Below are 23,938 nucleotides of genomic sequence, written 5' to 3' on the forward strand. Positions count from 1 at the left end.
AGCGGGCCTGCCACCGTAACACTCTGGCTGAGAGGGCTCTTGCACAACAGGTCTGGGGCGCGCTGCGGAAGCGTGTCGTCAGCCTGGCCGGTTGTGCAAAAGCCCTCCCTCAGTGCCACATCACATCAGTCGTTTGCGTTCGCTCGAAGGCGCTATCCCGAGGGATTCGCGGTATTTGGCGACTGTGCGACGAGCAACCTGAATGCCCTGTGCTTCCAGTAAACCAGCGATCTTGCTGTCACTCAACGGCTTTTTCGCGTTTTCCGCGGCGACCAGTTTCTTGATGATGGCGCGGATCGCGGTGGAGGAGCATTCACCGCCTTCGGAGGTGCTGACGTGGCTGGAGAAGAAGTACTTCAACTCGTAAATGCCGCGCGGGGTGTGCATGAATTTCTGCGTGGTGACGCGCGAGATGGTCGACTCATGCATGCCTACCGCCTCGGCGATGTCGTGCAGGACCAGGGGCTTCATCGCCTCGTCGCCATACTCGAGGAAGCCGCGCTGATGCTCGACGATCTGCGTGGCGACTTTCATCAGGGTTTCGTTGCGGCTCTGCAGGCTCTTGATGAACCAGCGGGCCTCCTGCAGCTGGTTGCGCATGAAGGTGTTGTCGGCGCTGGAGTCGGCGCGACGCACGAAGCCGGCGTACTGCGGGTTGACGCGCAGGCGCGGCACGGACTCCTGGTTCAACTCGACCAGCCAGCGCTCGTTGTGCTTGCGCACGATCACGTCCGGCACCACGTATTCCGGCTCGCTGGACTCGATCTGCGAACCGGGGCGCGGGTTGAGGCTCTGGATCAGTTCGATGACCTGTCGCAGCTCGTCTTCCTTGAGCTTCATGCGGCGCATCAGCTGGCTGTAGTCGCGGCTGCCGAGCAGGTCGAGGTGATCACCGGCGAGGCGGTTGGCCTCGGCCAGCCAGGGCGTATTTGCCGGCAACTGACGCAGTTGCAGCAGCAGGCATTCGCGCAGGTCGCGGGCACCAATACCCGCGGGTTCGAACTGCTGGATGCGATGCAGCACCGCCTCCACTTCGTCCAGCTCGACGTCCATTTCAGGATCGAAGGCGTCGACGATTTCCTCGAGCGATTCTTCCAGGTAGCCCTGGTTGTTGATGCAGTCGATCAGGGTCACGGCGATCAGGCGGTCGGTATCCGACATCGGCGCCAGATTGAGTTGCCACAACAGGTGAGTCTGCAGGCTCTCGCCGGCGGAAGTGCGGGTGGTGAAGTCCCACTCGTCGTCATCGTTACTCGGCAGGCTGCTGGCGCTGGTCTGGTAGACGTCTTCCCAGGCGGTATCGACCGGCAGCTCGTTAGGGATGCGCTCGTTCCACTCGCCGTCTTCGATCGAATCGGCGCTGGTGCTGTTGGTTTCCTGGTAGATCGCTTCCTGAACCGGTTGGTTGACCTGTTCTTCGCTGCCGTCGGCCATGGGGTCGGAGTTGTCGAAGTCCTCTCCTTCCTCCTGGCGCTCGAGCATGGGATTGGACTCCAGGGCCTCCTGGATTTCCTGTTGCAGGTCCAGGGTCGACAGCTGGAGTAGGCGAATGGCTTGCTGCAGCTGCGGTGTCATCGTCAGCTGCTGGCCCATCTTGAGGACTAGCGAGGGTTTCATGGCAGGAAGCTTTGCACCTTATTTGCTGGCGCAAGCGCGCCATTCACTACAGGGCGCCGAGGCGCCGCCAATAAGCAAATTATATGCCCAAAACTTTCGGCTTTGCCTAGGCTTGACAACATCCATGTAGTGAAGCGCGTGCCTGTGTCAGAGGCGGAATTCGTGTCCGAGGTAGACTTCTTTCACCAGCTGGTTGGCCAGAATGCTCTCGGCGTCGCCTTCGGCGATCAGCTGGCCATCGTTGACAATGTAGGCGGTCTCGCAGATGTCGAGCGTTTCGCGCACGTTGTGATCGGTGATCAGTACGCCGATGCCTTTGGCCTTGAGGTGATGAATGATCTGCTTGATGTCGCCGACGGAAATCGGGTCGACACCGGCAAAGGGTTCGTCGAGCAGGATGAATTTCGGCTCGGTCGCCAGGGCGCGGGCAATTTCCACGCGGCGGCGTTCACCGCCGGACAGGCTCATGCCCAGGCTGTCGCGGATGTGGCTGATATGGAATTCCTGCAGCAGGGTCTCCAGTGCGGCCTTGCGCCCGTCGCGGTCAAGATCCTTGCGGGTTTCCAGGATGGCCATGATGTTGTCGGCCACCGACAGCTTGCGGAAGATCGAGGCTTCCTGCGGCAGGTAGCCGATACCGACGCGTGCGCGACCGTGCATGGGCTGGTGGCTGACGTCGAGGTCGTCGATCAGCACGCGCCCCTGATCGGCCTGTACCAGGCCGACGATCATGTAGAAACAGGTGGTCTTGCCGGCACCGTTGGGGCCGAGCAGGCCGACGATCTGGCCGCTGTCGATGGACAGGCTGACGTCGCGAACGACCTGTCGGCCCTTGTAGCTCTTCGCCAGGTGTTGCGCTTTCAGGGTTGCCATTACTGCCCTTGCTCCGGCTGGCCGGTTTTCTTGCGCGGCTGGATGACCATGTCGATACGCGGACGCGGCGTGCTTACCGAGGTGCCATTGGCGCGGCCGGCGTTGACGATCTGGCGCTGGGTGTCATAGACGATCTTCTCGCCTTCGAAGGTGTTGCCTTCCTGAATCACCTTGGCCTGGTCGATCAGCACGATGCGCTCGTTGCTGGCGAAATACTGGATGGTCAGGCCGTATGCCTTGACGATCTGCTTGTCGGCAGCCGGTTTCTGCTCGTAGTAGGCCGGGCGGCCAACCGAGGTGAACACTTCGACTTCGCCGTTGGCGTCCTGGGTGATGGTCACCGTGTCGCCGGTGATCTTCATGGTGCCCTGGGTGATGACGACGCCGCCGCGATACACGGCCACGCCTTGTTTGTCGTCCAGTTCAGCGCTGTCGGCCTGGACGCGGATCGGTTGATCGCGGTCGCTTGGCAGGGCCCAGGTACTTGCGCTTCCAAGCGCTGCGCCGAGGCCGATGAACAGTAGGGGGAGGGTTTTAACGAACCTCATGCTGGCCTCTTACGTTGGACAGCAGGTTGATCCTGCCGTCATTCATGTACGCTTTCATTCCTTTTGCCGTGGTCACCCCGTTGGCGGCCTCGATTCTAACGGCTTGCCGGGTTTGCGCATATTCCTTATCGGGAAATACCGTCATGCGGCTGCTGGTGATCACGGTGGGGCGGCCCTTGGCGTCGGTGCGTGCGATGCGCACATCGTCGATCAGCTCGACTTCCTTGCCCTCCGGGGCGACTTCGCCGCGCGCGCTCTGGATATGCCATGGGTAGGGCGTGCCACGGTACAGCTGCAGGTCGGGCTTGCTCACCAGGGTCACGTCGCTGGCCTTGAGGTGCTCCAGTTTTTCGGCGGTCATCTCGTAGTGCAGCTGGCCGTCTTCCTGGTATTGCTGGGTGCTGGCGTTGATGGCGTAGAAGTCGACCGCGCTTTCGGCCTCGGCGACGGTCTGCCGCTCCATGAAACTCTCCGGGCGGATGTTCCAGTAGCCAACGGCGACCAGCAGGGCGGCGATCAGGGTGAAAATCACGGGGCGGCGCAGTTTGGCGAACATGGCTGATCCTAGAGGTAGGCGGCCTGGGCGGCGTCTAGACTGCCCTGGGCGCGCATGATCAATTCACAGAACTCGCGTGCGGCACCTTCGCCGCCGCGTGCCGCCGTGACCCCGTGGGCGTGCTGGCGAACGAAACCGTCCGCACTGGCTACCGCCATGCCCAGGCCGACGCGGCGAATCACCGGCAGGTCGGGCAGGTCGTCGCCCAGGTAGGCGACCTGTTCGTAGCTCAGGCCCAGCTCGCCGAGCAGTTCGTCGAGCACCACCAGCTTGTCTTCGCGACCCTGATACAGGTGCTGGATGCCGAGGTTCTGCGCGCGGCGCTCGACCACCGGCGTCTTGCGTCCGCTGATGATCGCGGTGCGCACGCCGGAGTTGATCAGCATCTTGATGCCGTGGCCGTCGAGGGTGTTGAAGGTCTTGAATTCGCTGCCGTCGGTGAGGAAGTACAGGCGGCCATCGGTGAGCACACCGTCGACGTCGAAGATCGCCAGCTTCACCGCTTTGGCGCGCTGCGCCAGTTCATCGTGTTTCGCTGCATCGCTCATTCAGAGTACTCCGGCGCGCAGAAGGTCGTGCATGTTGAGGGCGCCGACAGGCGTGTCGGCGTCGTCGGTCACGACCAGCGAGTTTATCTTGTGGTCTTCCATGATTCTCAGCGCTTCGGCGGCGAGCATCTCGGCGCGGGCGGTCTTGCCGTGCACGGTCATGACGTCGTCGATGATCGCATTGCGCACGTCGATGCCCTTGTCCAGGGTGCGACGCAGGTCGCCGTCGGTGAAGATCCCGGCCAGTTTGCCGTCGGCTTCGATGATCACGGTCATGCCGAGGCCCTTGCGGGTCATTTCCAGCAGTGCATCGCGCAGCGACGTGCCCCGGCCAACCAGTGGCAGGCGTTCGCCGGCGTGCATGACGTTCTCCACCTTGAGCAGCAGGCGGCGGCCCAGTGCGCCACCGGGATGGGAGAAGGCGAAATCCTCGGCGGTGAAGCCGCGGGCCTCGAGCAGGGCAATGGCCAGGGCGTCGCCGAGGACCAGTGATACGGTGGTGGAAGAAGTGGGTGCCAGATTCAGTGGACAGGCTTCCTGGGCCACGCGGGCGTCCAGGTTGACTTCGGCGGCCTTGGCCAGCGGCGATTCCGGGTTGCCGGTCATGCTGATGAGGGTGATGCCCAGGCGCTTGATCAGCGGCAGCAGGGTGACGATCTCGGCAGTGGAGCCGGAGTTGGACAGGGCAACCACGACATCGTCACGGGTGATCATGCCCATGTCGCCGTGACTGGCCTCGGCCGGATGCACGAAGAACGCTGGTGTGCCGGTACTGGCCAGGGTGGCGGCAATCTTGTTGCCGACGTGGCCGGACTTGCCCATGCCTACCACGACGATGCGGCCCTTGCAGGCCAGCAGCAGTTCGCACGCACGGACGAAGTCGCCGTTGATGCGGGCGAGCAGGTCTTGAATGGCCTCCAGTTCGAGGCGGATGGTGCGTTGGGCGGACTGGATCAGATCGCTGGACTGGCTCATGGCAGGGTTCACGGTGGCCGGCAGAAAAGTGCGAGATTATAACGGGAAAGGTGGAATGCCTCACCCCTGATGGTATCGACGTGCTGCGCAGTAGGCCGCAATTGCCTGAAATCATTGCAGCGCCTTGGGGCGCGCAAGGCGGCAGTGGTATATTGCGCGCCCTGTTCGGCCAGCCTGTGTGCGTAGTGTCCCGGTTCGGGAATGCTGCGTCTGTTCCAGGGAATGGCCGTTTCACAAGGAGTTTGGATGAGCGCCGATAATGCTTACGCTGTCGAGTTGAAGGGCCTGACCTTCAAGCGTGGCGCCCGCACCATCTTTGACAACGTCGATATCCGTATCCCGCGCGGCAAGGTCACCGGCATCATGGGGCCTTCCGGCTGCGGCAAGACCACGCTGCTGCGCCTGATCGCCGCGCAGCTCAAGCCCGCCGCCGGTGAAGTCTGGGTCAACGGGCAGAATCTGCCGACCCTGTCGCGAGCCGATCTGTTCGACATGCGCAAGCAGTTCGGCGTGCTGTTCCAGAGCGGCGCACTGTTCACCGATCTCGATGTGTTCGAAAACGTGGCATTTCCGCTGCGCGTGCATACCCGCCTGTCTGACGAGATGATTCGCGACATCGTGCTGCTGAAGCTGCAGGCCGTGGGCCTGCGGGGCGCTGTCGAACTGATGCCGGACGAGCTGTCCGGCGGCATGAAGCGGCGCGTCGCGCTCGCCCGGGCGATTGCCCTGGACCCGCAGATCCTCATGTACGACGAGCCGTTCGTCGGCCAGGACCCGATCGCCATGGGCGTGCTGGTGCGCCTGATCCGCCTGCTCAACGACGCACTGGGTATCACCAGCATCGTGGTGTCCCACGACCTGGCCGAAACCGCCAGCATTGCCGACTACCTCTATGTGGTTGGTGATGGTCAAGTGCTCGGTCAGGGCACCCCGGCGGAACTGATGAGTTCGGACAACCCGCGCATCCAGCAATTCATGAAGGGGATTCCCGACGGCCCGGTGCCGTTCCATTACCCCGCGCCGGATTACCTTGACGACCTGTTGGGAGCGCCTTGATGCGTAAGTCTTCTCCGCTCGAGCGCGTGCGCCTGTTCGGCCGCTCCGGGATCGACGTGGTCGGCACTCTGGGGCGCTCGCTGCTGTTCCTCCTGAGTTCTCTGTTCGGTCGCAGCGGCCTGCGCAACGGCACTCAACTGCTGATTCGCCAGCTGTACTCGATCGGTGTGCTGTCGCTGCCAATCATCGTGGTGGCCGGCCTGTTCATCGGCATGGTGCTGGCGCTGCAGGGCTACAACATTCTGACTGCCTACGGGTCTGAGCAAGCGGTGGGGCAGATGGTTGCCCTGACTCTTCTACGCGAGCTGGGCCCGGTGGTGACCGGTCTGCTGTTTGCCGGTCGCGCCGGTTCGGCGCTGACGGCCGAGATCGGCAACATGAAGTCCACCGAGCAGATTTCCAGCCTGGAAATGATCGGTGTCGATCCGCTGAAGTACATCATTGCCCCGCGTCTGTGGGCCGGGTTCATCTCCATGCCGCTGCTGGCCGCGATCTTCAGCGTGGTCGGTATCTGGGGCGGGGCGATGGTCGCCGTGGACTGGCTGGGGGTGTACGAGGGGTCGTTCTGGTCGAACATGCAGAACAGCGTGGACTTCATGGACGATGTGCTCAACGGCGTGATCAAGAGCGTCGTATTTGCCTTCGTGGTGACCTGGATCGCCGTGTTCCAGGGCTATGACTGCGAGCCGACCTCCGAAGGCATCAGCCGCGCCACGACCAAGACCGTGGTTTACGCCTCGCTGGCCGTGCTTGGCCTCGACTTTATTCTGACCGCCCTGATGTTTGGAGATATCTGATGCAAAGCCGCTCCCTGGAAATCGGCGTGGGTCTGTTCCTGCTGGCAGGCCTGCTGGCCCTGCTGCTTCTTGCCCTGCGCGTCAGCGGCCTGTCGCCCGGCAGTTCGGAAGAAACCTACAAGCTGTACGCGCATTTCGACAATATTGCCGGTTTGACGGTCAGAGCTAAGGTGACCATGGCCGGTGTGACCATCGGCAAGGTCACCGCCATCGATCTGGACCGTGACAGCTACACCGGTCGCGTGACCATGGAGCTGGAAAAACGCGTGGACAATCTGCCCACCGATTCAACCGCTTCCATCCTCACCGCCGGCCTGCTGGGCGAGAAGTACATCGGCATCAGTGTCGGTGGCGAGGAGGATCTGCTGGCGGACGGTGGCACCATCCACGACACGCAGTCGGCGCTGGTGCTGGAAGACCTGATCGGCAAGTTCCTGATCAATTCGGTCAACAAAGAAAGCAAATGAGGACCTTCTCCATGATCACTACCTTGCGTCGCGGCCTGCTGGTGCTGCTCGCCGCCCTGCCGCTGTTTGCGCTGGCCGCGCCTGGCGCCCACGAAGTGGTGCAGCAGACGACCGACAAACTGCTCGCTGACCTGAAAACCAACAAGGACAGCTACAAGCAGAACCCGCAGGCGTTCTATGACGCACTCAACGAGATCCTTGGCCCGGTGGTCGACAGCGACGGCATCTCGCGCAGCATCATGACCGTCAAGTACTCGCGCAAGGCCACCCCGGAGCAGATGAAGCGCTTCGAGGAGAACTTCAAGCGCAGCCTGATGCAGTTCTACGGCAACGCGTTGCTGGAGTACGACAACCAGGGCATCCGCGTGCTGCCGGCGAAGAGCGAAGAAGGCGGCCGCGCCACTGTGGGTATGGAAGTGAAGGACAAGAAGGGCGCGGTCTACCCGGTGTCCTACACCATGGTGCAGAACGACGGCCAGTGGATGCTGCGCAACGTGATCATCAACGGCATCAACATCGGCAAGCTGTTCCGCGACCAGTTCGCCGACAGCATGCAGCGCAACGGCAACGATCTGGACAAGACCATCGACGGCTGGGCCGAGATCGTCGCCAAGGCCAAGCAGACCGAAGAAGGCCAGAAGGCGGCCGGGCATGAGTGAGGCCGCGATCACGGCGGTCGGCACCGGCGAGCTGCGGCTCAGCGGGGTGCTCGACTACCGCAGCGGACCGGAGCTGCGCGACAGCGGGCGCAAGCTGATCAAGGAAAGCACGGCGCCTGCGCTGGTACTCGACTGCTCGGCGGTGGAGAAATCCAGCAGTGTCGGCCTGTCGTTGCTGCTGGCGTACCTGCGTGACGCCCGCGCTGTCGGCCGCAGCCTGTCGATTCGCGGCCTGCCGGCGGACATGCAGGGCATCGCCAAGGTGTCCGGCCTGCTCGACGTGCTGACCCCGCACGCTTGAGAGGCTGCAGGGCCCTCCGTCAGCGCGCCCGGTTGCGGGCTTCGCAGGCGGGGGGCTTTTTTGTATCATGGCCGGCCCGCGAGCCTTGGCCCGCCATGAATTCTTTAGCGTCGATCGAGGTTGAGCATGCAGGCCGTTGAAGTTAAGAGCCTCCTGGAAGCAAAGATGCCCGGTACCCGGGTCGAGGTGGAAGGCGAGGGCTGCAATTTCCAGCTGAACCTGATCAGCGACGAGCTGGCCGCCCTCAGCCCGGTCAAGCGCCAGCAGCAGATTTACGCCCATCTCAACGAGTGGATCGCCAGTGGCGCCATCCATGCCGTGACCATGAAATTCTTCAGCCAGGCCGCCTGGGCCGAGCGTTCCTGAGCCTGCGGGCAGCGAGATCCAAATGGACAAACTGATTATTACCGGCGGCATCCGCCTGAATGGCGAAATCCGCATCTCCGGGGCGAAGAACTCCGCCCTGCCGATTCTCGCGGCCACCCTGCTGGCCGACACCCCGGTCACCGTGTGCAACCTGCCGCACCTGCACGACATCACCACCATGATCGAGCTGTTCGGGCGCATGGGTGTGCAGCCGATCATCGACGAGAAGCTCAGCGTCGAAGTCGATGCCAGCAGCATCAAGACTCTGATCGCGCCTTACGAGCTGGTGAAGACCATGCGCGCCTCGATCCTGGTACTGGGTCCGATGGTTGCCCGTTTCGGTGAAGCCGAAGTCGCATTGCCCGGCGGTTGCGCCATCGGCTCGCGTCCGGTCGACCTGCACATCCGTGGCCTCGAAGCCATGGGCGCGAAGATCGACGTCGAAGGCGGCTACATCAAGGCCAAGGCGCCGGAAGGCGGCCTGCGTGGCGCGCACTTCTTCTTCGATATCGTCAGCGTGACCGGTACCGAGAACATCATGATGGCCGCTGCCCTGGCCCGTGGTCGCACCGTGCTGGAAAACGCCGCGCGCGAGCCGGAGGTGGTCGACCTGGCCAACTTCATCAACGCCATGGGCGGCAAGGTCAGCGGCGCCGGCACCGACACCATCACCATCGACGGCGTCGAGCGCCTGGGTGGCGGTCGTTACAGCGTGATGCCCGACCGTATCGAGACCGGGACCTATCTGGTCGCGGCTGCCGCCACTGGCGGCCGGGTCAAACTGAAGGATACCGATCCGACCATCCTCGAGGCCGTACTGGCCAAGCTGCAGGAAGCCGGCGCGGAAATCACCACCGGCAAGGACTGGATCGAGCTGGACATGAAGGGCAAGCGGCCGAAGGCGGTCAACGTGCGCACCGCGCCGTACCCGGCCTTCCCGACCGACATGCAGGCGCAGTTCATCTCCCTCAACGCCATCGCCGAGGGCACCGGTACCGTCATCGAGACGGTGTTCGAGAACCGCTTCATGCACGTCTACGAGATGAACCGCATGGGCGCGCAGATCCTGGTCGAAGGCAACACCGCCATCGTCACCGGCGAGCAGAGCCTCAAGGGCGCGCCCGTGATGGCCACCGACCTGCGTGCATCTGCCAGCCTGGTGATCGCCGCACTGGTCGCCGAGGGCGAAACCCTGATCGACCGCATCTACCACATCGATCGTGGCTACGAGTGCATCGAGGAAAAACTGCAACTGCTGGGCGCCAAGATTCGCCGCGTTCCGGGCTAGTTGCGGGTCGCTCCAGTGCTGCGCTGGCGGGCTCGTGCTCGCCAGCGCCAGATTCAAAGCGCTTCTAAGGATTAGGTTTAGCAATGCTCACCATCGCGCTGTCCAAAGGTCGCATCCTCGATGACACCCTGCCGCTGCTGGCCGAGGCCGGCATTGTGCCGACCGAAAATCCGGACAAGAGCCGCAAGCTGATCATCCCCACCACCCTGGAAGATGTGCAGCTGCTCATCGTCCGTGCCACCGACGTGCCGACCTATGTCGAACATGGCGCCGCCGATATTGGCGTGGCCGGCAAGGATGTGCTGCTCGAATACGGTGGCCAGGGCCTGTACGAGCCGCTCGATCTGCGCATCGCCAAGTGCAAGCTGATGACCGCCGGCAAGGTCGGCGCGCCGGAGCCCAAGGGCCGTCTGCGCGTGGCCACCAAGTTCGTCAACGTCGCCAAGCGCTACTACGCCGAACAGGGCCGTCAGGTCGACGTGATCAAGCTGTACGGCTCCATGGAGCTGGCGCCGCTGGTGGGCCTGGCCGACAAGATCATCGACGTGGTCGACACTGGCAACACCCTGCGCGCCAACGGCCTGGAAGCCCAGGAACTGATCGCCACGATCAGCTCACGGCTGATCGTCAACAAGGCTTCGATGAAGATGCAGCACAGCCGCATCCAGGCGCTGATCGACACCCTGCGCAGCGCCGTCGAATCCCGACACCCGAGCTGATCCCTCTGCGCGACATCGTCGCGCGACCGCCAAGGACGGCGGAAATGCCGAAAATGCAGGAGCAATTTTCGGCCCGCCTATCCGTGTCATAGCCAGAATTCTCAGGTGCCCGCGCGGAACGGCTGGTACCCTACGGGCGCCCGAGCATTTGCCAATCAAGAGGCCCGCTATGACCGCTCCCATCGCCATCCGCCGACTCAATGCCGCTGACCAGGACTTCGCTCGACACCTGGATAATCTGCTGAGCTGGGAAAGTGTGTCGGACGATGGCGTCAACCAGCGCGTGCTCGACATCATCAAGGCAGTGCGTGAGCGCGGCGACGCGGCGCTGATCGAGTTCACCGAGAAGTTCGACGGCCTCGACGTCGCCTCGATGGCCGACCTGATCCTGCCGCGCGAGCGCCTGGAGCTGGCCCTGACCCGCATCACCCCGGAGCAGCGCGGTTCGCTGGAAATCGCCGCCGAGCGCGTGCGCCTGTACCACGAGCGGCAGAAACAGGACTCCTGGCAATACACCGAGGCCGACGGCACGGTGCTGGGGCAGAAGGTCACCCCGCTGGACCGCGCCGGCCTGTACGTGCCGGGCGGCAAGGCGTCGTACCCGTCCTCGGTGCTGATGAACGCGATTCCGGCCAAGGTCGCCGGCGTGCCGGAAGTGGTCATGGTGGTGCCGACCCCGCGTGGCGAGATCAACGAGATCGTCCTCGCGGCGGCCTGCATCGCCGGTGTCGACCGGGTGTTCACCATCGGCGGCGCACAGGCCGTGGCCGCGCTGGCCTACGGCACCGAGAGCGTGCCGCCGGTGGACAAGATCGTCGGCCCCGGCAACATCTACGTCGCCACCGCCAAGCGCCATGTGTTCGGCAAGGTCGGCATCGACATGATCGCCGGCCCGTCGGAGATCCTCGTGGTCTGCGACGGCCAGACCGACCCGGACTGGATCGCCATGGACCTGTTCTCCCAGGCCGAGCACGACGAGGATGCGCAGTCGATTCTGGTCAGCCCGGATGCGGCGTTCCTCGACCGTGTGGCCGAGAGCATCGCCAAGCTGTTGCCGACCCTGGAGCGCGAAACCATCGCGCGTACGTCCCTCGAAGGCCGCGGCGCGCTGATTCTGGTTGCCGACATGGCCCAGGCCATCGACGTCGCCAACCGCATCGCGCCGGAGCACCTCGAGCTGTCGGTGGAGAATCCCGAGCAGTACCTGCCGCAGATCCGCCATGCCGGCGCGATCTTCATGGGCCGCTACACCGCCGAAGCGCTGGGCGATTACTGCGCCGGGCCAAACCACGTGCTGCCGACCTCCGGCACCGCGCGCTTCTCCTCGCCGCTGGGCGTGTACGACTTCCAGAAACGCTCGTCGATCATCCATTGCTCGGCCGATGGTGCATCCGAGCTGGGCAAGGTTGCCTCCGTGCTGGCCCGTGGCGAGTCGCTGACCGCGCATGCGCGCAGCGCCGAGTATCGCATCAAGCCCTGAGGGCTGTTACGCAACAGCTTCGTAGGATGGGTGTCGCGAAGCGATACCCATCACCCGTACAACGAATTCGAGGAGAGAGGGCAGATGAGCAAGTTCTGGAGCCCCTTCGTCAAGGACCTGGTGCCTTACGTGCCGGGTGAGCAGCCGAAACTGGCCAAGCTGGTCAAGCTCAACACCAACGAGAACCCCTTCGGCCCATCGCCGAAGGCCATCGCGGCGATGCAGACCGAGCTGAACGACAACCTGCGCCTGTACCCGGACCCCAACGGCGAGCGCCTGAAGCAGGCGGTGGCCGAGTACTACGGCGTGACCGCCGCGGAGGTGTTCGTCGGCAACGGCTCGGACGAGGTTCTGGCGCACGCCTTCCACGGCCTGTTTCAGAACGGCAGGCCGTTGCTGTTCCCGGATGTCACCTACAGCTTCTACCCGGTGTACTGCGGCCTGTACGGCATCGAGTTCGAGGCGCTGCCGTTGGACGATGCATTTCAGATCCGCGTCGAGGATTACGCGCGGCCCAATGGCGGCATCATCTTCCCCAACCCCAACGCACCGACCGGTTGCGCCCTGGGGCTGGAGGCGATTGAGCGCCTGCTGCAGGCCAACCCGGACAGCGTGGTGCTGATCGACGAGGCCTACATCGACTTCGGCGGCGAGACGGCCATTGGCCTGGTGGGCAAGTACCCCAACCTGCTGGTCAGCCAGACCCTGTCCAAGTCGCGTTCGCTGGCCGGACTGCGCGTCGGCATCGCGGTCGGTCACCCGGACCTGATCGAGGCGCTGGAGCGGATCAAGAACAGCTTCAACTCCTACCCGCTGGACCGCATGGCCATCGTCGGCGCTGCGGCGGCATTCGAGGACAAGGAATACTTCGAGCAAACCTGCCAGGCGGTGATCGACAGCCGCGAGCAGGTGGTTGGCGCGCTGACCGGGCTGGGCTTCGAGGTGCTGCCGTCGGCGGCCAACTTCGTCTTCGCCCGTCACCCGCAACGCGATGCCGGCGAGCTGGCGGCGGCGCTGCGCGAACACGGTGTGATCGTGCGGCACTTCAAGCAGCAGCGCATTGCCCAGTTCCTGCGCATCACCATCGGTGCGACGGAGCAGAACCAGGCGCTGCTCGATGCCTTGCAGCAGATCCTCTGATGATCCATTCGCAGCGGCCCGAAGCGGCCTGCTGCTGGAAATGAAAACGGCGCCCGAAGGCGCCGTTTTTCATTGTGCAAAGGTGTCGATCGTTCCCGCGCTCTGCGTGGGAATGCGTGTTGTGGCGCTCCGCGCCACGCCCCTACCGGCGCATGAGCCTGTCGGACGCGCAGCGTCCTGGGAGGCATGCCCACGCGGAGCGTGGGAACGACCGGCGTGGGGGGGGCAGCCTTACGGCGTCTGCTTGGCCATGTCCTGCAGGCGCTGTGCGCTCTTGGCGTTGGCGTCCTCGATCTGTTGCTTGAGCTGGGCGATCTGCTGCTGCGCCTGCGCGGCCTGTTCGGCTTGCAGGCTGGCCTGGGTCGCGGTGGCGCCGCCGTCGCAGGCGCTCAGGGTGAGCAGGGCGGAGGCAATCAGCAGGGGCGAGACGATAGTGCGCATGGCGGCTCCTTGAGCGAGAAGCCGCCACCATAGCGCAGTGCACGTGGCGCGCACAGGCGACTCAGCCGTAACGCTTCTTCGCCTCGATGGCCAGGCCGCTGCCGATGCTGCCGAAGGTGTTGCCTTCGGTGGCGCGGGCGTTGGGCAGCAGGGCGCAGATGCTCTGGCGCAGCGCCGGGATGCCGCTGGAGCCGCCGGTGAAGAACACCGTGTCGATGGCCTCGGCCTTCACCCCAGCCTGGACCAGCAGCGCGCTGACGCCGTCACGCACGCGCTCGAGCAGGCCGCCGATGGCCTGGTCGAACAGCGTGCGGTCGAGCAACACGGCCAGGTCGGTTTCGACGCGGCCGAGGTCGATGCGGTGCTGCGGCTGCTCGGTCAGGGCGATCTTGCTCTCCTCCACCTGCATCGCCAGCCAGTGCCCGGCGCGCTGCTCGATCAGCTTGAACAGGCGGTCGATGCCGGTTGGGTCGACGATGTCGTAGCGCATGTTCTGCAGGGCCAGCTGCGACTTCTGCGCGTAAACCGCGTTGATCGTGTGCCAAGTGGCGAGGTTGAGGTGGTAGCTGGTCGGCATGAAGGCGTCGCTTTTCATCCGGCTGCCGTAGCCGAACAGCGGCATCACGCCTTCCAGGCTCAGCTGCTTGTCAAAGTCGGTACCGCCGATGTGCACGCCGCCGGTGGCGAGGATGTCGCTCTGGCGGTCGGCGAGATCGCGGCGCTCGGGCGACAGGCGGATCAGCGAGAAGTCCGAGGTACCGCCGCCGATGTCGACGATCAGCACACGCTCCTCGCGGGTGATGCTGCGCTCGTAGTCGAAGGCCGCGGCGATCGGCTCGAACTGGAAGGACACGTCCTTGAAACCGAGCTTGTGCGCCACCGCGGTGAGGGTGTTGGCGGCCTCGGCATCGGCAACCGGGTCGTCGTCGACGAAGAACACCGGGCGGCCCAGGACCACCTGGTCGAACTCGCGGCCGGCGAAGGCCTCGGCGCGTTTTTTCAGTTCACCGATGAAGAATCCGAGCAGGTCGCGAAAGGGCAGGGCGCTGCCGAGCACGGTGGTTTCGCTTTTCAGCAGCTTGGAGCCGAGCAGGCTCTTCAGCGAGCGCATCAGGCGGCCTTCGTAGCCTTCCAGGTACTCGCCGAGCGCCTGGCGGCCGTAGACCGGGCGGCGTTCCTCGCTGTTGAAGAAGACCACGGAGGGCAGGGTGATCTTGCCGTCTTCCAGTTCCAGCAGCGGCTCTACGCCTGCGCGCCACCAGCCAACGGTGGAGTTGGAGGTGCCGAAGTCGATGCCCAGGGCGTTGGCAGAAAAATCCTGACTCATGCTGCTGCGGTTCCGGTGAAAAAACGGCCGCGCAGTTTATGCGAGAGTCGCGTCCTGCGCTCGGGCAATTGTGTGCCGACCATCGGTGACCAATGGCCGGTGCTGACGGATGGCGCGAGGCCTGGTGAGTCGGCTGGTCGTCGACGACAGCAGACGCCGCCGACCAGCTGGATGACGCGGATTACTCGTGGTGCGCTTCGCCGAGGAAGGTCAGCGAGGTAAAGAGGCCGCGCTCGCTGATGTCCTTGTCGTTCTGTACCGGCACGTACAGCGACGCGGCGATGATGTTCAGGCCCTCGTTGCGCACCACGACCTGGGCACGGCCGTCGGCATCGGTTTCAGCGCTGATCTGGTGCGGCGCGCCGCGGTAGTCGCCGATCAGCTTGACCCCGGCTGCCGGTTTGCCGTCGACCAGCACGCGTACCGGCAGCGGTTTGCCGACGCCGACGCCGAGCGGGTCGACCTCGGGCACGATCACCAGTTTCAGGGCGTCCAGCTTCGGCAGCTTGGCGCCGACCTGGTGGATGGCCAGGCTGTACTTCCAGGTGTGCAGTGAGTGCACGGAGTTCGGCACCTGCGAGCGGCCCTGGTTGACCCACTTCTTGTCCGGCGTCTGCGACCAGGCGCCGTTGTCCAAGGCAACGGCCACCACGGCAGCGGGTTTGAGCGGTTGCAGGCGGGCATGGTCGTCGAGGCGCTGGATGGTCACCGGGATCATCTTGCCGGCGGCGTTGTAGGCCCAGGCAGCGGCGACCTTGTCGGCCTTGAAGGCATCGTCCTCGGCGCCGTGGCCGTAGACCACCTCGATGTTGCCGCGGCGCTGTTCGGTCCACAGACCGTGGGCCTGGGTAGTGGCGGTGAACAGACTGGCGCAGAGGCCGGCGAGCAGCAGGGAATGGCGGTTGAGCATGGCAGAAGTCCTTTTGATCAGAGGTTGACGGTGAGGCTGAGGCTGACGTTGCGCGGGTCACCCGGCATGACCCAGGTGCTGTTGTAGGCGCGTTCGTAATACTTGCGGTCGAACAGGTTGTTCAGGTTCAGGCCGACGGTGAGGTTGTCACTGGCCTTGTAGTGGGCGAGCAGGTCGACGGTGCTGTAGGCAGGTACTTCGAAGTCGGTGCCGGCCTGGCCGGAGCGGTCGCCGACGTAGTTGGCCGCGGCGCCGATGTCCGAGCCGCGCAGCGCGCCGTTCTGGAATTCGTACACGGCCATCACGCTGCCGCTGTGACGGGCGATGCCGAGCAGGTCGCTGCCCTCGGGCAGGGCGGCGTCGCCCTTGGTCACTTCGGCATCGATGTAGGCGTAGGCGCCGATCACGCGCAGGGCGTCGGTGAGCTGCCCGCTGACCTGCAGGTCCAGGCCCTGGCTGCGTGCTTCGCCGGCAGCGATGCTGTTGCCGAGGGCGTCGGTGGTCAGCACGTTTTCCTTGTCGATGCGAAACAGCGCCACGGTGGCGCCGACGCGGCTGTCGAACAGGTCGAGCTTGAGGCCGGTCTCGTAGCCGATGCCCTTCTCCGGTTTGAACACCTGGCCCTGGTTGCCGATGCTGTTGGGGCGGAACGAGGTGGAGGCGTTGGCGAACACGCCGACCTCGGGCGTGAGCTGGTAGAGGGCGCCGATACGCGGGGTGGCGACATCCTTTTCCTGGGTGTTGGCAACACCGCTGGTGCGGTTCAGCGAGGTCTGCTCGAAATGCTCCAGACGTACGCCGAGCAGCCCGCGCAGGCGCTCGGTGAAGGCGATCTGGTCCTGCAGGTTGAGCGCGTAGCTTTCGGTGTGCTCGTGAAAGTCGTTGCGGTTGACGATGGCCGGCTTCGGCTGGCCGTACACCGGGTTGTAGATGTCCTGGCCGTAGCCCAGCGAGGTCACGCTTTGCGGGTACTTCTGGCTGTTGCGGTAGTTCTCGTACTCCAGACCGATCAGGCTCTGGTGCTGCCAGCCACCCAGCTCGAAGCTGCCGTGCAGCTCGGCCTGGGTGATGTTGTCGTTCCATTCGAAATCGCGCTGGCGATAGAAGCGCGTGACCACGTCGCCGACCAGGCGCTGGGTCTCCGAGCTGTCGCCTTCGAGCGTGCCCTGGGTGTAGTGGTTGGCCAGGCGCAGTTTCCAGCTTTCGTTGAGGTAGTGCTCGAGGGCGAGGTCGAGGGTCTGGTTGTTGTTCTCGATGTCGCCGTCGTTGGGCTCGCCGAGGAAGGTCGAGCGTTTCACCCCGCCCAGTTCGCCATTCACCGCCGGGATGCCACGGTCGAACACCGATTCGGTGCGCGAGAATTCGCTGTCGATCAGCAGACGCGTGTCCGGGCTGAGCTGCCAGATGAGCGACGGACTGACGATCTGCCGCCGGTTGCCGGCGTAGTCGCGGAAGCTGTCGTTGTCTTCGACCGCCAGGTTGACCCGTGACAGCAGGCTGCCGTCCTCGCTGAGCGGGGTGTTGACGTCCAGGCTGCCGCGGTAGCGATCCCAGGTGCCGGCGCTGGCCTTGAAGGTACTGAAGGCCTGCTCCTGCGGACGCTTGCTGACGATGTTGATCATCCCGCCCGGATCGCCGCGGCCATACAGGCTGGCAGCCGGACCCTTGAGCACTTCGATGCGTTCGATGGCCGAGGCGTCGGGGGCGCTGTAGCTGCCGCGGTTGACCGCGAAGCCGTTCTTGTACAGCTCGCCGGTGGTGAAACCGCGCACGCTGTAGTTGAGGAAGGTCAGGCCGCCGAAGTTGTTCTGCCGGGCCACGCCGCCGGCGAAATCCAGGGCGCGGTCGAGGCGGGTGACGTTGAGGTCGTCGAGCACCTGGGTTGGCACCACGTTGATGCTCTGCGGGGTGTCGCGGATGTCGGTGTCGGTCTTGGTCGCGGTGGCCGAGCGCGTGGCGCGGTAGCCGCGGACCGGGCCATCGGCGTTTTCGCTGGCGTGTTCGCCGGTGATCGCCAGCTCGTCGAGGACCAGGGTTTCGGCGGCCCAGGCGGGTTGACCGAGCAGACTTGCGGTTATTCCCGCGAGAAGAAGTTTTGGTGGGTATTTCATGTCACTTCCTTATATAGATGAAATAACATAACAAAATAAGCATTCAGAAAACCAGCGCTATCTGAGCATCCGTTGCGCCTGTCCGTGAACGCGCGCGGTGGAAGCGTCCCGGCGAGGATGGCACTGCCGATTCCATGGCCGGTGCCGCTACACTGCGTCTTCGCCTCGAAGAGACCCGCCCATGCCCTCATCCGCCACGCCGCTGAGTTATGCCGAACGCGCGCTGCTGTTCGCCCAACTGGGGGCACTGGAGCAGGCTGGCGTACCGGTCGAGCGCGCTTTCGCCACGCTGCAGTTGCGCCCGCAAACACAGCAGCGGGTGGCCGTGATGATCCGCCATCTGCAGCAGGGCCGGGACCTGGCGCGCGCCGGTCAGCAGTCGGCGCTGTTCTCGTCACTGGAGGTGACACTGGTCGGCGCGGCGCAGGCTGCCGGCAGCCCGGCGCGCCTGTACCAGCGCCTGGCGCACACCTATGCGCAGCGCGCCGAGCAGGCCAAGGCCCTGCGTTCACGGCTGATGTTGCCGGTGGCGGTGTTGCTGCTGGCGCTGTTGATTCAGCCGCTGCCGAGCCTGGTGGCGGGTGACCTGAGCCTTACCGGCTACCTGTGGGGCGTGCTGCAGCCGCTGCTGTTCCTTGCTGCGCTGGGATGGATCATGCGCTGGCTGATCCAGCGTGCCGAGCGCCCAGCCGCAGCGCGGCCCGGTGTGCTGGATCGCCTGCTGCTCGCCCTGCCACTGCTCGGTGCGGCCTACGCCAGGCGCAACGTGCGTGACTATGTCGAAAGCCTGGGCCTGATGCTGGAGTCGGGTCTGGCGATGTTCGAGGCGCTGCCCAAGGCCACGGCGACCCTCAGCAGCAGCGTGTTGCGCCAGGATTTCCTCGCCCTGCAGCAACGCGTGTTGGCCGGTGCGCCGCTGGCCACGGCGCTGCAGCCATTGCGTGTTCCCGGCAAGGCGCAACTGGCCGGCCTGGTGCGCACGGGCGAGGCCAGCGGTACGCTGCCGGCGACCTTGCTGAGTTATGCCAGTCGCGAAAGCCAGGCCCTGGCCAGCTTTCAGGAACAGCTCGCGACGTGGGGCCCGCGTCTGGTCTATGCGGCGGTGGCGCTGTGGATGGCCTACGGCCTGATCACCGGCGCCGGCGTATTCACCACGCTGCCTGCCGAGCTGCGCTGAGCGGCATCGTGTAGTGGCGGCCGCTCGCCACTCCCTGTGTGTGGGCGGCGTGAATCCGCCAGTCAGGCCCGGCGCAAGCGCGCAGAAGCGGCTGCTTTACTGGCGGAAGCACCTCGGTATGTGTCTTGCTAGGTCAATCGGTCGACTCACAGACGCCATCCACGCAGTTGGAATTCATAATGAAAAGAGCCTCTCACCATCAATTGCGCAGCGACTTCCGTGCCTTGCTTGCCGCGCATGCCTGTTACCACACCGCTTCCGTGTTCGATCCGATGTCGGCGCGCATTGCCGCCGACCTGGGTTTCGAGGTCGGCATCCTCGGCGGCTCGGTGGCCTCCTTGCAGGTGCTCGCCGCGCCTGACTTCGCCCTGATCACCCTCAGCGAGTTCGTCGAACAGGCCGCACGCATCGGCCGTGTCGCACGCCTGCCGGTAATCGCTGACGCCGACCACGGCTACGGCAACGCACTCAACGTGATGCGCACGGTGACCGAGCTGGAACGCGCCGGCATCGCCGCGCTGACCATCGAGGACACCCTGTTGCCGGCCCAGTTCGGGCGCAAGTCGACCGACCTGATCAGCGTCGGCGAAGGCGTCGGCAAGATCCGTGCGGCGCTGGAAGCACGGGTCGACGACGAGCTGGCGATCATCGCCCGCACCCACGCCGGTGTGCTCGACGTGAGCGAAGTGATCAACCGCACCAAGGCCTACCAGGCCGCCGGCGCCGACGGCATCTGCATGGTCGGCGTGCGCGACTTCGAGCACCTCGAACAGATCGCCGAGCACCTCAGCGTGCCGCTGATGCTGGTGACCTACGGCAACCCGTCGCTGCGCGACGATGCGCGCCTGGCCGAACTCGGCGTGCGCATCGCGGTGGACGGCCACGCCGCCTACTTCGCCGCGATCAAGGCGACCTACGACTGCCTGCGCGAGCAGCGCCAGATCACCGCCGGCACGTCCGATCTCAGCGCCTCCGAGCTGTCGCACAAGTACACCCAGCCCGAGGACTACATCGTCTGGGCGCGCGAGTTCATGGACGTCAAGGAGTAGGGCGCCCGTCGCGCTGGCCAAACCATCGCGCCTGGCGTATGTCTCTACCGGGGTAGGCAGATAAACGTGCGGAGGTAGTCATGGCCGGCGGATGGACCAGCGATGGGGCGGTGCAGGACCAGATCGACAGCAGCATCGAGGATGCCGTGCAGCGCGCACGCAGCCAGCTGCCCAAGGGCGAGAGCCTGCAGCACTGCGAGGAGTGCGGGGCGAAGATTCCCGAGGCGCGGCGTCAGGCTGTGCCCGGTGTGCACCTGTGCGTGGCCTGCCAGAGCGAGCAGGACAAACAGGCCAGCCACAGCGGCTACAACCGCCGTGGCAGCAAGGACAGCCAGCTGCGCTGAGCCTCAGAACCTGTTTGCGATCTCCTGGCTCGCGGCCATACGGCGTTAAAAACGCCTTGGGTCGCCAGCCCGGTCGGAATGCTCATTTACCATTCGTAAAGTCGAATGCGACTCCAAGCGTTCCTCGGGCGTTTTTGTGGGGCCGCCGAGGCCTTGTCTGGCTCTAATCCAGAAGATCGTAAACAGGTCCTCAGAAGAGTGTGCGCTGCGCCTTGAGCATGAAGTAGTCCTCGCAGTGCGCGTTGTAGCCCGAGTACGCCGCGCAGGCCAGCCCGGCCAGGTTGGAGCTGGTGTAGGACAGGTTCAGGTCGATGCCGGCCCACGGCCGCGAGAGGTTCAGCGACCAGTCATTGAAGACCCGGACGCTGCGCCCGTCGGCCAGGTTCACCGGCGTATCGAGGGCGTGGTTGGCGTACTTCAGGGTGACGTCCATGGCCAGCGGAAAGCCCAGGGCGAGGTCGGCCAGCAGGGTGCTGTCGCTGCGCCCCGGCGCGTTGCTGAAGGCGGCGCCGAAGCGGCTGTCGAGCAGGGTCAGGCCGGCGTAGTACTCGTTGCTGTCGCGCTCGCTGAAACCGGGATGGCTGTAGCGGATCAGCCCCACTTCGTAGCCGAAGCGCTGATCCAGCGGGCGCTTGAAGCCGGTGTAGGAGTCCAGTTGCAGTTGCCCGCCTTCGTGCACGCCGAAGCTCGGCGTCCAGTTGCCGATGTACCAGCCACTTTCGTGGGTCAGGTCCAGGCCGCCGTGGAAGGCGCCAGTCTTGATCGGCTGCACCAGGCCCTGGGCCATGCTTCGGGTTGCTGTGGTGCCGAGCTGCAGGTCGTAACTGCCCAGCTCGCGTTGCATGACCTGCGCCTGCACGAGGCTGCTGGCGGTGAACAGGCCCAGGGTCAGGACGACCCTTTTTCGATGCGTCATCGACGTTCACTCCTGAGGGTGGGAGGAGTGGCTTTCACGCTGGCAGTGGCGCTCAGCCTAGTGTCGGCGGCGCCATCGAGCACAGGCCCGATGACGGTCGCTGTTGCGTTGAGGGTGGCGATGTCGGCAGCCGACCCTCTGCGGGGCATGGGTCCGAAAATACGGCGGACTGGCTGTCTAGAGCGGTTGGAGAATAACCAGTCGAGCCGGGCATGAACGCCCATTCGTCGATTCGCCGGTAGAAATCGCCGGATGGTCACCGCCAACCCCGCCCCTATACCTAGGTCGGGATTGCGTTGTCAGGCTAATACTTGCGAAGCTAACGATCTTTTTTCCGCCGCCTGCTCGCCGTACGGAGCACTCGATGTTTTCCCAGATTCTCTCGACCCTGTTGCCGGTGTTCCTGATCGCCGGCTGCGGCGCGCTCTATGGTCGTTTCCGCACCCCGGACATCCGCGTGCTGAACAGCCTGAACATGGAGCTGTTCGTGCCGATGCTGGTGTTCGCCGTGCTCGCCGAGCGCAAGGCGCCGCTGCAGGATTACGCCGACCTGGCGCTGGCCGGCACGGTGATCGTGCTCGGCTCGGGGTTGCTGCTGTGGCCGCTGGCGCGGTTGCTCAAGCTCGATCTGCGCACCTTCCTGCCGCCGATGATGTTCAACAACACCGGCAACATGGGCATCCCGTTGATGGTTCTGGCGTTCGGCGAACAGGCGCTGCCGGCCGCGGTGATGCTGTTCGTGGTCGAGATGCTCCTGCACTTCTCGGTCGGCCTGTACCTGCTCGACCCACGCACGCCGCTCTGGCAGCTACTGCGCCTGCCCATCGTCATCGCCAGTATCGCCGGCGTGGCGATCAACCTCGGCGGGGTGACGCTGCCGGCCTGGTTGCTGGAGAGCTGCCACATGCTCGGTGGCATCAGCGTGCCGCTGATGCTGTTCGCCCTCGGTGTGCGCATGCTCGATGTCGATTTCAGTTCGTGGAAGCTCGGCCTGCTCGGCGCCATTGCCTGCCCCGCCAGCGGCCTGCTGCTGGCCTGGCCGATGATCGAGCTGCTCGACCTGCAGGGCATGCAGTTCGCCACCCTCTGGGTGTTCGCCGCGCTGCCGCCGGCGGTGCTCAACTACATGCTCGCCGAGCAGTACCAGCAGGAGCCGCACAAGGTCGCTTCGCTGGTGCTGATCGGCAACCTCGGCAGTGTGCTGGTGATGCCGGTGGTGCTCGGGTTGCTGTTCGCCGCCGGTTACGGCAAGGCGCTCTGACCGTAGGGGGCGCCATGCGCGCCGGCAAGCCCGTTGCGTCGCCCTGGTGCGCACGCTGCCGCCTACGGCAGGCGGCCCGTTGCGCCTGACGAGCCAACCCGCTTTTGCACTGTGTCATTCACTCGCAGGTTTATCGTGCCCGAACATTCTCGCCCTGGTCTGGGCATTGTCCTGATCCTCAGCGCCGGCCTGTTGCTGTCGACCCAGGACGCGCTGGCCAAGACGCTCAGTGCCAGCTATCCGCTGCTGCTGGTGGTGTGGTTTCGCTACCTGTCACAGAACCTGGTGATGGCTGCGCTGTTCGCCCCGCGTCTGGGCTGGGGCCTGCTGCGCACGCAGCGGCCGCTGTTGCAGCTGGCGCGTGGCCTGAGCCTGGTGGGCGTGACGCTGCTGTTCTACGCCGGCCTGCGCTACATCCCGTTGGGCGAGGCCACGGCGGTGATCTTCCTCGCGCCGCTGGTGGTCGTGGTGCTGTCGGTGCTGTGGCTGAAGGAAGCGATCAGTCGTGGCGTGTGGCTGTCCATGGCGGGGAGCATGCTCGGCGTGCTGCTGATCGTGCGCCCCGGTGGCGAGCTGTTCACGCCGGCAGCGCTGTTGCCGCTGGCCGCGGCCTGTTGCTTCGGTCTGTATCAGTTGCTGACCCGCCGGCTGAGCACCACCGATCATCCGGCCACCAGCAACTTTCTCACCGCGCTGATCGGCACCCTGTGCGCCAGCCTGGCATTGCCATGGACCTGGCAAACGCCGCAACCGGCTGACCTGTTGATGATGGTGGCGCTCGGCACCCTGGCGATGAGCGGGCACATGCTGCTGACTCACGCCTACCGCTATGCCAGCGCGGCCAGCCTGGCGCCGTTCACCTACGGGCAGATTCTCACCGCTACGCTGATCGGCGCACTGGTCTTCGATCACCTGCCGGGCGCCTGGGCAGTCCTCGGCATGGCGGTGATCATCCTCAGTGGCGCGGCGCTCGCCTGGAGCCAGCGCCGGCCCGCGCGGACGCCGCTCTAGG

General features: G+C 64.8%; 26 protein-coding genes. 15 read left to right on the forward strand and 11 right to left on the reverse strand.

What is annotated here, in order from left to right; all coding sequences use genetic code 11:
• Positions 1-120: 120 nt before the first annotated feature.
• The 6 genes from IB229_RS21060 to IB229_RS21085 form a co-directional block, all read right to left on the reverse strand.
• Positions 121-1,617: an RNA polymerase factor sigma-54 gene (locus IB229_RS21060; protein ID WP_192331896.1), complete on the reverse strand. Its 1,497-nt coding sequence runs from the start codon at positions 1,615-1,617 to the stop codon at positions 121-123.
• Positions 1,618-1,764: 147 nt separating this feature from the next.
• Positions 1,765-2,490: an LPS export ABC transporter ATP-binding protein gene (gene lptB, locus IB229_RS21065; RefSeq protein ID WP_192331897.1), complete on the reverse strand. Its 726-nt coding sequence runs from the start codon at positions 2,488-2,490 to the stop codon at positions 1,765-1,767.
• Positions 2,490-3,038, reverse strand: a complete 549-nt coding sequence (gene lptA / locus IB229_RS21070) for a lipopolysaccharide transport periplasmic protein LptA (protein WP_192331898.1) — start codon at positions 3,036-3,038, stop codon at positions 2,490-2,492. Before lptA ends, lptB begins: the two co-directional genes overlap by 1 nt.
• Positions 3,025-3,594 carry an LPS export ABC transporter periplasmic protein LptC gene (lptC, locus tag IB229_RS21075; RefSeq protein ID WP_192331899.1) on the reverse strand — a complete coding sequence of 190 codons (570 nt, stop codon included), beginning with the start codon at positions 3,592-3,594 and terminating at the stop codon, positions 3,025-3,027. Before lptC ends, lptA begins: the two co-directional genes overlap by 14 nt.
• Before the next feature lie 8 nt (positions 3,595-3,602).
• Entirely contained in the window at positions 3,603-4,142 is a 540-nt protein-coding gene (locus IB229_RS21080; RefSeq protein ID WP_192331900.1) for a KdsC family phosphatase, read from the reverse strand.
• Positions 4,143-5,117, reverse strand: a complete 975-nt coding sequence (locus IB229_RS21085; protein WP_192331901.1) for a KpsF/GutQ family sugar-phosphate isomerase — start codon at positions 5,115-5,117, stop codon at positions 4,143-4,145. It lies immediately after the preceding gene.
• A 246-nt stretch (positions 5,118-5,363) separates the two neighbouring features.
• On the opposite strand from IB229_RS21085, the gene IB229_RS21090 reads away from it, so the two are divergent.
• The 10 genes from IB229_RS21090 (at position 5,364) to hisC (ending at position 13,390) form a co-directional block, all read left to right on the forward strand.
• Complete coding sequence (locus IB229_RS21090; protein WP_192331902.1) at positions 5,364-6,173, forward strand: ABC transporter ATP-binding protein; 810 nt, start codon at positions 5,364-5,366, stop codon at positions 6,171-6,173.
• Positions 6,173-6,970, forward strand: a complete 798-nt coding sequence (gene mlaE / locus IB229_RS21095; RefSeq protein WP_192331903.1) for a lipid asymmetry maintenance ABC transporter permease subunit MlaE — start codon at positions 6,173-6,175, stop codon at positions 6,968-6,970. Before IB229_RS21090 ends, mlaE begins: the two co-directional genes overlap by 1 nt.
• Positions 6,970-7,437 (forward strand): outer membrane lipid asymmetry maintenance protein MlaD, encoded by a 468-nt coding sequence (gene mlaD, locus IB229_RS21100; RefSeq protein WP_192331904.1) that lies wholly within the window; start codon positions 6,970-6,972, stop codon positions 7,435-7,437. The genes mlaE and mlaD overlap by 1 nt, the downstream gene beginning before the upstream one ends.
• Positions 7,438-7,448: 11 nt before the next feature.
• Positions 7,449-8,096, forward strand: a complete 648-nt coding sequence (locus IB229_RS21105; RefSeq protein ID WP_192331905.1) for a phospholipid-binding protein MlaC — start codon at positions 7,449-7,451, stop codon at positions 8,094-8,096.
• Complete coding sequence (locus tag IB229_RS21110; RefSeq protein WP_192331906.1) at positions 8,089-8,397, forward strand: lipid asymmetry maintenance protein MlaB; 309 nt, start codon at positions 8,089-8,091, stop codon at positions 8,395-8,397. Before IB229_RS21105 ends, IB229_RS21110 begins: the two co-directional genes overlap by 8 nt.
• A gap of 126 nt (positions 8,398-8,523) precedes the next feature.
• Positions 8,524-8,763: a BolA family protein gene (locus IB229_RS21115; protein WP_192331907.1), complete on the forward strand. Its 240-nt coding sequence runs from the start codon at positions 8,524-8,526 to the stop codon at positions 8,761-8,763.
• 22 nt (positions 8,764-8,785) lie between these two features.
• Positions 8,786-10,051, forward strand: coding sequence for a UDP-N-acetylglucosamine 1-carboxyvinyltransferase (murA, locus tag IB229_RS21120; protein ID WP_192331908.1), 1,266 nt, complete (start codon positions 8,786-8,788; stop codon positions 10,049-10,051).
• Between the two features lie 83 nt (positions 10,052-10,134).
• Positions 10,135-10,770 (forward strand): ATP phosphoribosyltransferase, encoded by a 636-nt coding sequence (hisG, locus tag IB229_RS21125; protein WP_192331909.1) that lies wholly within the window; start codon positions 10,135-10,137, stop codon positions 10,768-10,770.
• A gap of 169 nt (positions 10,771-10,939) precedes the next feature.
• Positions 10,940-12,250, forward strand: coding sequence for a histidinol dehydrogenase (gene hisD, locus IB229_RS21130; RefSeq protein ID WP_192331910.1), 1,311 nt, complete (start codon positions 10,940-10,942; stop codon positions 12,248-12,250).
• Positions 12,251-12,334: 84 nt separating this feature from the next.
• Complete coding sequence (hisC, locus tag IB229_RS21135) at positions 12,335-13,390, forward strand: histidinol-phosphate transaminase (RefSeq protein ID WP_192331911.1); 1,056 nt, start codon at positions 12,335-12,337, stop codon at positions 13,388-13,390.
• A 231-nt stretch (positions 13,391-13,621) separates the two neighbouring features.
• Here hisC and IB229_RS21140 read toward each other — a convergent pair whose 3' ends face one another.
• From IB229_RS21140 to IB229_RS21155, 4 genes are all read right to left on the reverse strand, one after another.
• Entirely contained in the window at positions 13,622-13,831 is a 210-nt protein-coding gene (locus IB229_RS21140) for a hypothetical protein (protein ID WP_192331912.1), read from the reverse strand.
• A gap of 61 nt (positions 13,832-13,892) precedes the next feature.
• Positions 13,893-15,158, reverse strand: coding sequence for an Hsp70 family protein (locus tag IB229_RS21145; RefSeq protein WP_192331913.1), 1,266 nt, complete (start codon positions 15,156-15,158; stop codon positions 13,893-13,895).
• A gap of 181 nt (positions 15,159-15,339) precedes the next feature.
• A complete protein-coding gene (locus IB229_RS21150; protein ID WP_192331914.1) occupies positions 15,340-16,068 on the reverse strand; it encodes a DUF4198 domain-containing protein in 729 nt (242 codons plus the stop codon).
• 17 nt (positions 16,069-16,085) lie between these two features.
• Positions 16,086-18,179 (reverse strand): TonB-dependent siderophore receptor, encoded by a 2,094-nt coding sequence (locus tag IB229_RS21155; RefSeq protein ID WP_192331915.1) that lies wholly within the window; start codon positions 18,177-18,179, stop codon positions 16,086-16,088.
• A gap of 181 nt (positions 18,180-18,360) precedes the next feature.
• On the opposite strand from IB229_RS21155, the gene IB229_RS21160 reads away from it, so the two are divergent.
• From IB229_RS21160 to IB229_RS21170, 3 genes are all read left to right on the forward strand, one after another.
• A complete protein-coding gene (locus IB229_RS21160) occupies positions 18,361-19,356 on the forward strand; it encodes a type II secretion system F family protein (RefSeq protein WP_192331916.1) in 996 nt (331 codons plus the stop codon).
• 179 nt (positions 19,357-19,535) lie between these two features.
• The gene (locus tag IB229_RS21165; RefSeq protein WP_192331917.1) at positions 19,536-20,405 is read left to right on the forward strand and encodes an isocitrate lyase/PEP mutase family protein; all 870 of its coding nucleotides are present in this window, start codon (positions 19,536-19,538) and stop codon (positions 20,403-20,405) included.
• A gap of 80 nt (positions 20,406-20,485) precedes the next feature.
• Entirely contained in the window at positions 20,486-20,749 is a 264-nt protein-coding gene (locus IB229_RS21170; RefSeq protein ID WP_192331918.1) for a DksA/TraR family C4-type zinc finger protein, read from the forward strand.
• A 190-nt stretch (positions 20,750-20,939) separates the two neighbouring features.
• On the opposite strand, the gene IB229_RS21175 is transcribed toward IB229_RS21170, so the two are convergent.
• Positions 20,940-21,665, reverse strand: coding sequence for a TorF family putative porin (locus IB229_RS21175; RefSeq protein ID WP_192331919.1), 726 nt, complete (start codon positions 21,663-21,665; stop codon positions 20,940-20,942).
• 364 nt (positions 21,666-22,029) lie between these two features.
• Between IB229_RS21175 and IB229_RS21180 the strand changes: the two genes are divergently transcribed.
• On the forward strand, positions 22,030-22,926 hold the full coding sequence (locus IB229_RS21180) for an AEC family transporter (RefSeq protein ID WP_192331920.1): 897 nt from the start codon (positions 22,030-22,032) through the stop codon (positions 22,924-22,926).
• A gap of 135 nt (positions 22,927-23,061) precedes the next feature.
• A complete protein-coding gene (locus IB229_RS21185) occupies positions 23,062-23,937 on the forward strand; it encodes a DMT family transporter (RefSeq protein ID WP_192331921.1) in 876 nt (291 codons plus the stop codon).
• The last annotated feature ends 1 nt before the right edge of the window (position 23,938 follow it).

Source organism: Pseudomonas sp. PDM14 (genome assembly GCF_014851905.1).
Taxonomy (GTDB): Bacteria; Pseudomonadota; Gammaproteobacteria; order Pseudomonadales; family Pseudomonadaceae; genus Aquipseudomonas.